Genomic DNA, 12,594 nt, shown 5'->3' with positions numbered 1-12,594 from the left:
TAATGAGATACGCAGTACCTGGGGCAACAGCAGTCAAACGCTATATCGCATCAATGATGTCGATTGCGCTGTTCTCTTCAAGTGTGTTGACACCGGCTGCATTTGCCGAGCACTGTTCGACGGTGCCGTCCCCGATGACGGTCAAAGTCAATCGCGTTGATGGATCGCATTCAACGGAGCAGAAGCAGCCAACTCTGACTAACACACCGGTGCATGTTAAAACCGGTCCACGTGAAGTCAGACATTTCACCCCGCGACTGTCGTTTTCAGAACATCCAACGGATCTGGAGATCTCTGCGGCGCACGTATTGCCTGAGTCGCTTGCAGCGATGAGCGGTGCAAAGATCACAGGTGAAAACGAGGCGCTGGCAAAATCACTGCTTGCATTTCACCAGAGGAAAAACCCGGAAGACTTAAGCGACCTACAGAAATTTATCGATGCATATCCAAACTCGCGCTGGCGTGCGGCAGTCGAGCTGAATATGGCACTTCTGGACTATGACACCGCAAATATTTCAAAAGCGCTCAACTTGCTTGAAGCGGCCTGGAATCGCAGTAAAGATGAAACAGGTGCTGCACAACGTGCTGTCGCTAATCGCTCCGTGTCTCTTCTGTGCCAGTTAATTGCGCATGTAGGCCGCACTAAAGAATTGGCGGATCTGCTGCAGCAAGTGGACAAGCGCGGATTCTTCGGTTCGGACGAACAGCTGATGGAGGATGCCAGGCTGGAACTGGGTCTGATGCGGACTCAGCCCGAAAAGTCATTCAAATGCGGACCATACGCAATAGATGCCATCCTCTCTAAGGATAAACCTTGCCTGCAACGCACGAAACTAATAGAAGATGCGAACTCAAGTAGTGCGGGAACGAATATGGTGCAAGTGCAAGAGCTTGCCGCCAAATCTGGACTGAAATTACAGCTGGCAAAGAGAACTGGTAATGCACCGCTTGTGGTGCCTTCAATCATGCACTGGCGGCTGAACCACTTTTGCGCGCTGACGAAGAAAGACGGCGATCGCTATGAACTGAAGGATCCGACTTTTGGTCGCACTGGCTCAATGGTGGCATCAGAGAAAACCCTGACCGCCGAGAGTGACGGGTATTTCTTGTTACCAGCCGGTCAACTGCCAGCCGGTTGGAACGCAGTCAGCACCGAAGAAGGTGCCAAGGTCTGGGGTAAGGGTGTTGCTCTGGATCACGGACGGGATCCGATGCATCCACCAACGCCTGTATGTCCTTCGTGCGATCTTGGTGGCGGTGGTGGCGGCATGGCTCAAACGCAGTTGTGGTATCCCCAGAATTGCGTCAACATCTTCGATACGCCGCTTAGTTATGATTCACCGCTAGGACGAGTGGAATTTCGTCTCAACTACAATCAGGATGAGACGAACCAACCCGGCACGTTTACTTTCACGAACTTCGGGCCAAACTGGAAGTACTCGCACGGAGGCTATTTAACAGTAGGAACCGGTTCTGTCTTGACAGTTCGTTTGCCGGATGGTGGCAGCGAAGTGGCAGCCTTGAGCGGCGGAGTTTACCCGCCAAATCCGCTCACTCAAGCAGTCATGGTCAACACCGGCAGCGCCTATGAGCGCCGCTTGCCTGACGGATCTGTGCAGGTTTTCGACCAGCAGGACACCAACGGCAACTGGTTCATGACCAAGGAGATAAATGCGCAGGGCAACTCCATCCTTGTGCAGTACGATGCGAACTTTCGCATCACGACAGTTACCGACTATATAGGGCAGGTGTCAACCTTCAGCTATGTATCGAACACAGTAGGGAATTCGGGTTTCTACAAAGTTTCGACAATCACGGACCCGTTCGGGCGCAGCTGCAGCTTCACTTATGACAGCAGCAATACCAACCTGATCGCAATAACAGACGTAATCAACCTGACCAGCAAGTTTATCTACGACACGAGTTCGACGTTCATCACGTCGATGAATACGCCATATGGAACGACGAGTTTCATGCGCTACACTCCGGGTTCTGTTAGCGGCATTCCTGCTGCAGGGCTGCGCGTTACTTATCCTGACCAGACGACCAGCGTGCTGGAGGGCTGGCTGGCTGAACCGAAATTGTCTTACTTCTGGAATAGAGAAGCTACGACACTCTATCCTTCGGACCCCGTTAACAAGAATTACACGCATTGCCAGATTATGCGCTGGGTATTTGATCCATCAAACACACAGATCGGTCAAGCACCGCAGTATATGCAAAATCCGCTTGAATCAGGCATCACAAATTATTTCTATCCCAATCAGTCCAGTCAAAACTATCAGGGATCCATAGACAAACCCAGCCAGGTAACCCGCTCAGTCGGTCCGCAAACGGACGTCGCCACCGTCAGCGGCACTATTAATACTGGTGATCTTGTTGGCGTGAGCTTCAACTCCGCCCACACGACCACCTACACGGTCGCAGCTGGGGATAATTTGAATTCGATTGCCAGCAATCTTGCCAACGCAATCAACAATGATTCATGGACGCAGGTTCGCCGTGTGAATGCTATCGCAGTTGGAACAGCCATATATCTAAACTCGGACAATTCACAAGCTGCCGGTGGCATGCAGTTCCAGGAGTGGAACAATGGAACCAGCGAACGCGTTGCCGTCAAATCGGCGCAGAAACAGACCTCGACGGTCACCGTCAGTGGTTCAACCACCACAGGCGATACTGTTACCATTCGCTTTTATGGTGCGGTGGACATAAATTACGTCGTCGCTGCCGGCGACACTTTAGCCAGTGTGGCAACGGGACTGGCAAACAATATCAACGCCAATAGCACTGCTGCCGCACATTACATCACGGCTACTGCCAGCGGCACAGCAGTGAGAATCACCTCTTATGAATGGGTTACAACAAACCCGCAAGTATTTAATGGATCTACTGAAGTTCTGACTTTGTCTGCGGTAAGGAATGGAGCCAATCAGACTACTGATTATCAATACAACTCGATCGGCAAAGTCACTCAGATGATTGACCCAGCTAATCGAACTTTTACGTATCAATATGCCGGTAACAATATTGACCTGACCCAGATTACTGAGACACAAAACGGAAACAACTTCTTTATTGGTGGCTGGACCTATGATTCGCATCACCGCCCGCTTACATATACGGATGGCTCGGGGCGCGTCACGCAGTACACGTATAACAGCCTGGAGCAGCTCCTCACGGTGACAGACGCCAACAGCAATGTCACAACTATGACCTATACAGGCACCAGTAGTGCCACCATTGGGGGAACAAAGACCACAGGCAACATTCTGACGATCACCGTGCATGATACCGGGCTGGCAGGCGGACAGAAAGCAATCAATTATACAGTCTTGGCTGGCGACACGCTCTCGACAATAGCGACAGGACTAGCTGCGGCAATCACGGCCGATTCAAGTCTCTCTGCAATCGGGGTCTCAGCATCGGCGGCCGGCACGGTAATTACCCTTAAATCGAATTCTGTCAACGTGACGACGTACACGCAGTCGACCAGCGGAGGAGCGACAGAAACGATCACGCTGGGTGCAAACACTTACGGCTATCTGACAAAGATTGACGGACCTCTCCCTGGTAGCAATGACGTGACCACCTTTGCGTACGACAGCTATGGAAGATTAGCGCAAACAACGGATTCCGAAGGCTATACCGTTATATCAACATTTGACAATGCCAATCGGTTGACTCAAACAACTTATCCAGATGGATCTACCGAGCAGATTGCTTACGACCGACTCGATGCTGTATTGCAGAAAGATCGCATCGGGCGATGGACGCAGGACGCATATGACAATATGCAGCGGCACGCGTATCAGATCGATCCGCTTGGAAGAAAGACAGTCTATACCTGGTGCAATTGTGGTTCGCTCGCCGCACTGACTGACCCTGCCGGGCATCAAACTCAGTGGCACCATGATCTTGAAGGTCATCCGATCACAAAAACTTATGCCGATGGAACGGTCGTTAATTACAACTACGATCAATACGCTGCCAGGCTTCGAACCAAAACGGACGCGCTTAACCAGAAGACCGTCTACATGTTCAATCAGGACGACACGCAAAACGTAGTTGGCTATCGCAATGCCGTGAATGCGACAGCGCCAGTTCTGTATACCTGGGATACAAACTACAAACGTCTCTCCAGCGTCAAAAAGCCGGACTGGGGCACGTATACGTACACCTACAATAATTACATAGTTCCGCTTGGCACGCCCATTACTGGCGGTGGCATGCTTGCGCTCGTGCACAATGATGTGATTCCTAATTCGGATATTTCCTACACCTACGACAATTTGGGTCGCACCACAAATCGCTCCATTAATGGTGCCAGCAACTCGATCACCTGGTCGTACGATGCCATGAGCAGAATCACTGCAGAGGCAAACGCGCTCGGTACCTTCAATTATGCCTACGTGGACAATGTCACCGGTTCATCGAAGGGAACCACCCGGCTCGCCTCGATCTCTTATCCAAACAGTCAGGTCACCAATTTTTCGTGGTACCCGAACGTCGGCGATCAGAGATTGCAACAGATCTCGAATTTGAACCCGACCGGCGGTATGCTCTCGCAGTTCAATTATCAATATGATTCAGCCGGAGAGATTACGCAGTGGCAGCAGCAGCAAAATGGCGGCAACCTTTTCTACAACCTGGGGTACGACGCCGCAGGACAATTGACTAGTGCTCAGGCTGGCTCTGGTTCACCGCAAGCCCCTTTTGCTAAGGAGTTTTATTACGCCTACGATGCCGGTTCGAATCGCACCGCTGTGCAAATGAACAGCGTCAGCACCGCGCGCATCGGCGGCACCAAAACAACCGGCAACGTTCTGACGATTACAGCTTTCGACCCGGCTCTCAGCGGCGGTTCTAAAGCTGTCTCGTATACTGTCTTAGCGGCAGACACGCTGGCGACGATTGCTCAGGGCTTAGCCACCGCAATCAATAATGATTCGTCTTTGCGCACAGCTGGTATCACCGCCAATGCCAACGGCACGAACACATATGTCAACATAAAGTCAGCCTCGAACAACATCACCACATACACATCGTCAGTGACCGGAACAGAGACGATCAGTTTTGGAATATTCAAAAACGGGCTGGAAAACATCGTAATCGGCGGCTCAAAAACGACCGGTGACGTGATCACGATAACAGTCAAAGACCCAGCACTGAGCGGTGGGCAACAGTCAGTCACCTACACGACTCTGGCTGGAGACACGCTAGCGACGATTGCCACCGGGGTGAAAAATGCCATTAACGCCAGTGCTGCCCTGACTACGTTAGGAGTGACTGCAACATCCGCCGCAGCGGTTGTCTCGGTCACCTCCAATTCAACTAACGTGACCAGTTACACATCATCAGTGAGCGGCGCGGCTACAGAGCAGATATCATTGCTCGTCAACCCGAACCAGAATCAGCTTGCCACCATAGGGGGAACCAAGACGACAGGGGACGTGATAACTCTGACAGCTTTTGATGCGGGATTGCCTTCCGGCAAGCAAGCTGTTTCGTACACGACACTTGCAGGCGACACCTTAACGACGATTGCAACCGGAGTCGCTGCTGCTGTCAACGGCAACACAAACTTGCAAAACAGCGGCATCAGCGCCAGCGCAAGTGGAGTAGTTGTAACTCTACAGTCTAAGTCTCCTAATCAGACAACCTACCGTCAGAGCTTCAACAGCACTGCCACAGAAAGCATGCTGATTGCTCCAGCCAAGTATGGCTGGCAAGTAATTGCCATAGGCGGCACAAAAACCACGGGCAATGTGCTCACGGTCACCGTATACGATGCTGGTCTGGGAACAAATCCTAGATCCGTCAGCTATACCGTTGTTGCGGCTGACACGCTGACGTCGATCGCGACAAACCTGGCAGCAGCGATAAATGCCGACTCAACCTTGTCTGGTCTCGGCATCACAGCAACGGCAAATTCTACTGTCGTCAGCTTGAAGTCTCTGTCTCCCAACCTGACCACCTACGCAACATCAAAGAGCGCCGGTTCAACTGAAACCCTTTCTCTGGGCACGGGCATTGGTGTCATGCAATCGACCTATAACAGCGTCAACGAACTGACCAGCCTTGCTGCAGGAGGCGCGACTTTCTTCAAAGGAGACACGGACAAACCAGTATCATCAGCGACTCTGGCAACGCCGATTCTGGATGTTCGCTCCACGCTGCCAGCGATTAGCACCTCTTTCACTGCAAGTACAAATAAGACTCCGACAGAGACATTCACTGTCGCTTATACGCCAAGCGTTTGGGTTTTCGGACCAGACCAGGTCTACACGGTGGGTGGAACGCCAACTGCTGGCGACGTGCTAACCCTGACAGTCTCTGATGTGCGATTGCAAAACGGCTCAGAATCGGCTTCTTACACAGTACAACCGGGCGACAATTTAAACGCGATTGCGGCAGGACTGGATACTGCTTTATTTCAAAATGCCAATATTGCAGCACTCTACAATAATCTTGTAATCAGCGGCACGCAATATGGCTTGGGCGCTTTTCAGACTAATGGTAACCAGCCCGATCCATTTACAGCTTCTGCCGCGGTCAGCTCGGTCGGCACTGAGAGCATAACTCTTGCTCAAGCTGCAGATGAGAGCACGACTGCCACCGTGACTGGCACAGTGACTGCTGGCGATGTCGCTTCGATTGTGGTGCAAAATCCTAGTCTGACGGGCGGACAGAAGACTATTTCGTACACCGTGGCTGGTGGAGACACAACGACGACGATTGCCACCGCACTGAAAAATGCTGTCAATGCGGATGCATCGCTGCAAGCGATTGGGCTGCAGGCTACTTCGGCAGCAAACGTGGTTACGCTTCTGCCCTTTACTTATTACACTGGCAGCTCAAGCGGAACGGAGACGGTCTCAGTCTCAAACGCCAGTCGCGGCTCAGCTGCAATCGCCATCGGAGGCACAGTCACGACCGGCAATACCGTGACCATTACGCCGCACAACCCGGCTCTTTCAGGCGGGCTGAAAAATATCACGTACACGGTTGTCGCCGGAGACACGCTAACCAGCATCGCAAAATCGCTGGCGGCGCTGATCAATGCCGATGCAACGTTAAAAGGTATCGGTGTTAGCGTCAATAATGCCGCTACACTCGCCTGGTCACAGAGTTTCTCCGGCAACGCGTTACTGCCGTCTGGTTCAAGCCTCGCATCGGTTACCGCTGTAGACGGAAGCAGCAACACGAAAACAAACCCGTACGCGATGTCCGTGAACAGCGCCACTAGCTCAAATCTTACTTATGATTTGAACGGCAACATGACCTCGGACGGCACCAATACTTACTCTTGGGATGCCGAGAACCGGATGATTAAGATCACTTATCCGGGAGTGAATAACTATTCGACTTTTGGATATGACGGGCTCAGCCGGAGTACTTCGATTGTGGAGACGATTGCAGGCTCAGTGACTAGCACTAAGCAGTTTGTTTGGGCTGGTGATAAATTGCGAGCAAACTCTGCGTGTGAAGAGCGCGATAGCACTGGGTCTTTGACCAAAAGATTTTTCAACCGCGGACAGTTGAATTTGACGAGTTCATATTTCTATAACAAGGATCACCTGGGTTCTACTAGGGAATTGACTGACACCTCTGCAAATATCCAGGCCCAATATCTTTATGCGCCTTTCGGTCAGAGCATTACGCTTAAAGAAGCAATCCCAGCAACTTATGCATTCGCACGATATTACATTCATGTGCGCAGTGGATTGTCGATTCCATTGCATCGGCTGTACAGTGCCAATTTTGCGAGATTCCTAAGCCGAGATCCTGTAGATGAGATTGGTGGGTCTCAAAATCTCTATGCTTACGTAAATAACAGACCACTGAATATGCTGGATCCCACTGGCCTAGCACCGGATTGCTGCTGGAATCATCCGTTGCCCCCGACCGGGCCTGATTCACCCTGTATGAAGTACGGACAGGAGCAATTCCTTGGGGTGTCTGAACAATGCGTTTGTATTTGTAGTGGTGATAACGATTGGGCCAATAATGTTAGAGGCTGCCTCTGGTGTCGCAGAAATGCCGGGGATAACAACGATTTCAACAGGCACGCATGGTGCGTCGGGGGGCATCCAAATATTGGAGGAATTGCCACAGTTTTTGGATGCGGATCCACGTGTGCCTTCACTCAAGCAGCTTATTGAATAATGAGTCGTGTCCAGAGTGTTGAATCAACTGAGCTGATCTGTTTCGGGTTTGTGGGTGATAAACAGACATGTGACTAGGCTACCTAGAACGAGCAACCCAATCACGCCCCCCAACCCGAAGACGCATCCACTAACATAGATGAGTCCCATCGCGAGTGGCAATGCCATAAGCAAACAACAAGCTCTTAAAACCAACCTGGTTACTTTTCCCATATTTGACATCTTAGCACCTGTGCGGGGCTTTTAAATACAGTCGATTGCTTACTATCGACAAACCTTGCAGTGTGCCAGCCTAAACAATCGGACTTTGCGGTAATTGGTGACCTCACTGGCTTTCGCTGTGAGGCGCCCCGGGCTCTACATAGCGTCACATCGGTTCCGACTTGTTCGACAGAATGGTTTTGAGGCTGGAAACTTTTTTAGTATGCTAAATAGCCTGCTCAATCGTTACGGCGGTGTTGTTACGGGAGCCGGTGAGTTGGGGGGCTTGAATATAACTGTCGTATTTAAGCTTTAGTAAACAGAGGACCAATTGTGTTTGAAACCGGAACGGAACAATACAAATTGAGCAGACAACTTGCACATTTTCGCAAGTCAAAACCGATGTCCGAAAGCACTACAGAGTTTGAAAACCTTGGGCACGAAAAGCAGCGGCGACTGAGCAACTTGATAGCCGTGCAACCCGGTGAAAAGCTTCTGATTGCTTCGCTTTATCAAGACAATTGGCTCCTACTTTCATCGAGACGCATATTTTACGGGACTGGAAATGAATGCATCTTCGCATTACGTTATTCAGAAATACTGGAATGCGGTTGGTTTGTTGGTGATGAAGAATTTTCCGATCAAGACATTGATGGTATTCCACTCAAGGCGTGCCCAAAGTTGAAGATTCTGACTCGCACTGGAGACAAGTATACGATGCTATTGGAGCCAGGAGCAGCGCACAATTTGGTGTGGAACAATATCAGATTCCGTGTTCGACTAGAGGTTATACATGAGCAAAGATAATGACGAAGCGTAGCCATCAGGATCTGATCCAAACGGCATCTACTTCCGTTTTTAAAGTGTGTCTGAAGAAAACCTTTTCCTGTACTCAGATATTCTTTTGTCAATGCCAGCAAGTATTGCAGCATTTTTGCTCCGATTCGGCAAATTTCATCTTTTCCAATTGATACCATCGACACTCGTTATAAAGTTTACTGTAAAGTTTGAAAAGTTCTTAGAGTATTAGCACGCGAAGAGTCACCGAAATCGATACCACTTCGTGATCAAGATCACTTATCCGGGGACGAATAATTATTCGACATTTGGCTATGACGGACTGAGCCGGAACGTTTCGATTGTGGAAACGACGGCTGGAAGTGTTACGAGTACCAAACAGTTTGTTTGGGCGTCGGATAGGAAACGACCCTTTCAGCCAAGTGAAGAGAGAGACGGCTCAGGCGCGTTGACGAAAAAATTCTTCGCTAGAGGGCAAATGAACAGTGTCACTAAGTATTTCTACGACAGTGATCACCTCGGTTCCGTTCGAGAGATGACGGACAACACAGGGGGTGTCCAAGCTGAGTATGTTTTTGATCCTTACGGGCGAATGACGAAGCTGAGCGAGACGGTCGCATCTGATTTCGGATACGCGGGGTATTACAGTCACCTCAGAAGTGGCCTAAGTTTAGCTACATTCAGAGCCTTTAGCGCCGGACTGGGAAGGTGGATCAGCAGAGATCCGATAGGAGAAGATGGAGGAATAAATCAATATCAATATGTCGTAAATAATTCAATCAATCGTTCTGACCGCTCAGGTTTGGCGCCTGGCGGCGGCGCTGGCTTAGCTGCACCGAACCCTATGCTTCCTCCTTCACTTGTTGAACCTCCACCGAGCGCGCCAGACAGTCCTCAATTTCCAATACCTTATCCATTGCCTCCCATAAATGATCCGACAGGCGGCCCCTTCCTTCCAGCACCGCTACCTGCCCTTTTTGATCCGTTTTTTGTTCCTGGGCGCCCGTTGTTTTGCTTACAGCGGCTTCTTGCAACTCCTATGTATGGAACAATGGATAGTGTTTATGGTCCTCCTCCAAATACGATTCCATCTAGCGGAAACCCAACTTTGCCACCGATCTTGATTACGCCGTAATGACACAAAGCAAGTCGATAAGGTTCATGGCAGTAAAATTACTGAAGATTGTTTGTATAGTCAGCACTCTGTTAATGCTTTGTCTTCCATGGCACAGCTCACGCTCGGCAGATTCTGCAATCGTTGAGATGTGTCCATATAGCTTATCCATAACTGAAGCCGACATTGCTCATGGGCGAGAGCAAGTCGAGAAATTTTTGAAAGATAGACCAAGGGCGGCTCCTTTGCTAAGAAGACGGCAAGCAGTTTACAACTGGATCGTCCGACAGTTTGCTGGTGAATATGTTGGTTCAAGGATTTTTTGGAGAGACTCAAATTTTCTTAGTAGTGATGAAAACTTTTTGTCCTCGTACACGCTGGGAGCACCAGGTCAGCCTCCAACTGTCACAGTGTTGAAAACAACAAATGACGGGAGGCTGCTAGATGGGGAGCTTATTTGCGCGCGCGTTATATTCGAGTTGTTTAATGTTCGCAATGGAAAAGCTTTCAATCAGGCTAAGCTTGCCGCAAAGACAAGGAAACTGACCAAAAGTGATTTCGTGTTGGAAATTGCACGGCTAGAATATGAGGCGGAGCAGCACACGGTCCACTTCTACGACTCTTACTGGGCTCGGCCGAAACCAGAACCTAAAGCCAGTACTTTTCGCCAAAGTTATTGGTACAAGCCTTTGCCGCCGAATTTTGAGGTTTGGATCAGTCAGTTCAGCAACAAAGCGGCTTACCCATGGTCAACTTACGGAATTAAATACGATCTATTGATGAACAGATGAAGTTAGTATTCGTCAAATTCTCTTCACCTATCTATGCGATCTCGATTTAAATTTTCGAGTTTTGTTGACCTGCTCCCCAATGTTCTTCAGATATTAAGACGTTTGTCTCTTCACTTTTTTGAGACGCTTGCTCAACGCCATTCAGCTGTTGGGGGTCAAACACCTGAGGCTGCCAATCGACCAAACCTGACCTCAATGTCGGAATCTTATGAAGTGTTGCCAGCCAACATGATGTTGTCCGGGCGCACACGGTTTCCCCAAATAGCATCAAGATGGTGGAAGCGCCTGGCGCTGTATTAAACGCGACTGTCAGCGGTTTTCACTGCTACCTGCTTGTGCACTTAATGTGTGCGAGTCAGTTCTCAGCGTGAAGCAAAACCCTTCGGGAGCTTCGAATGATGCCGCTTTGCGTGATCGAATATTTTTCAATTTGTCGACATAGTGACGACACGACTTTCCAAACTACCCCATAAATGGAAAGGAAGGCAAAATGCCGAAACTGACTCAAAAGTTTGTAAATGAGATTCCATATCCTGAACGGGGACAGGTAATCTTTCGCGACGACAAACTACCTGGCTTTGGATTGAGAGTTTACGCCGGGTAGTAAGACATATGTTGTCGAAGCGAGAATCCATGGTGTTGCCAGCAGACTCACGCTCGGCAAACACGGTCTTCTGAGCGTAGTAACGGCAAGGAAGAAAGCACGCAGGCTGCAAGCTATGATGGCTGCTGGTAAAGATCCCATTTATGAGCGCCAAAAGAAGAAGGTTTCTGGCGTAACGCTTCAGGAAGTCCTCGATCAATACCTCGCAGTACGAAATCTCCGACCGAACACAATTCATTCGTACCGGTACATGGTCTCCCGCTGCCTGGGAGACTGGTTAGATTTGCCGGTTGTGTCTATCACAAGAGAAATGGTTGAGCAGCGACATATTGAGCTGCGCAAGCGGACCAGGCAAGGTAGCTCAGGAGAAGCACAGGCGAATACGGTGATGCATATACTTGGCGCACTTTTGAACTTCGCTGCTGCAAAATTATGAGGTTGAAGGAAACCCGATTATTTTGCAAAATCCGGTCAGGAGACTCTCGCAGAACCGGCGATGGTATCAAGAGCGGAGGCGCCAAACTGTAGTGCCCGATCATAAATTGCCCGCTTGGTACCATGCAGTAACCAAACTCAGCAACCAGAGTATAAGGGACTATTTGCTTCTTCTATTATTTACAGGACTTAGGCGTAAGGAAGCTGCCATGATGTGACCCCGATGTTAGGTCCAAAAAGAAGTTTACAGCTGACAGCCGACAAATCTAGACTAAGCGCTAGAAAGGACGTCAGCATGAAGAAAAGCCGATTCACAGAAGAGCAGATCATAGCCATTCTAAAGGAGTCCGAGGCCGGGATTGGGAATTCCGAGCTCTGCAGAAAGCACGGGATCTCGGAGCAAACATTTTACAACTGGCGCTCGAAATATGGTGGCATGCAGGTCAGTGAAGTCAAAAAGATGAAATCACTGGAAGAAGAAAA

4 protein-coding genes are annotated in these 12,594 nt (G+C 49.8%); all 4 read left to right on the top strand.

The window, feature by feature from the left end; translation table 11 throughout:
• Window positions 1-2 precede the first annotated feature (2 nt).
• A complete protein-coding gene (locus EKK48_10120; GenBank protein ID RTL42340.1) occupies window positions 3-8,165 on the top strand; it encodes a LysM peptidoglycan-binding domain-containing protein in 8,163 nt (2,720 codons plus the stop codon).
• 1,480 nt (window positions 8,166-9,645) lie between these two features.
• Window positions 9,646-10,302 carry an RHS repeat-associated core domain-containing protein gene (locus EKK48_10115; protein RTL42791.1) on the top strand — a complete coding sequence of 219 codons (657 nt, stop codon included), beginning with the start codon at window positions 9,646-9,648 and terminating at the stop codon, window positions 10,300-10,302.
• A 1,399-nt stretch (window positions 10,303-11,701) separates the two neighbouring features.
• Complete coding sequence (locus EKK48_10110; GenBank protein ID RTL42339.1) at window positions 11,702-12,112, top strand: DUF4102 domain-containing protein; 411 nt, start codon at window positions 11,702-11,704, stop codon at window positions 12,110-12,112.
• A 294-nt stretch (window positions 12,113-12,406) separates the two neighbouring features.
• Window positions 12,407-12,594, top strand: a 188-nt coding sequence (locus EKK48_10105) for a transposase (GenBank protein ID RTL42338.1), incomplete at its 3' end; no start/stop codon positions are given.

It is taken from the genome of Candidatus Melainabacteria bacterium, from assembly GCA_003963305.1.
GTDB lineage: Bacteria > Cyanobacteriota > Vampirovibrionia > Obscuribacterales > Obscuribacteraceae > PALSA-1081.
Note: the sequence above shows the minus strand (reverse complement) of the source record. Positions and strands in the feature narration are given on the sequence as shown.

Excerpts from the sequence above, each read along its gene's own strand:
- EKK48_10120 (RTL42340.1), top strand. The coding sequence starts at position 3 with ATGAGATACGCAGTACCTGGGGCAACAGCAGTCAAACGCTATATCGCA.
- EKK48_10115 (RTL42791.1), top strand. The coding sequence starts at position 9,646 with ATGAACAGTGTCACTAAGTATTTCTACGACAGTGATCACCTCGGTTCC.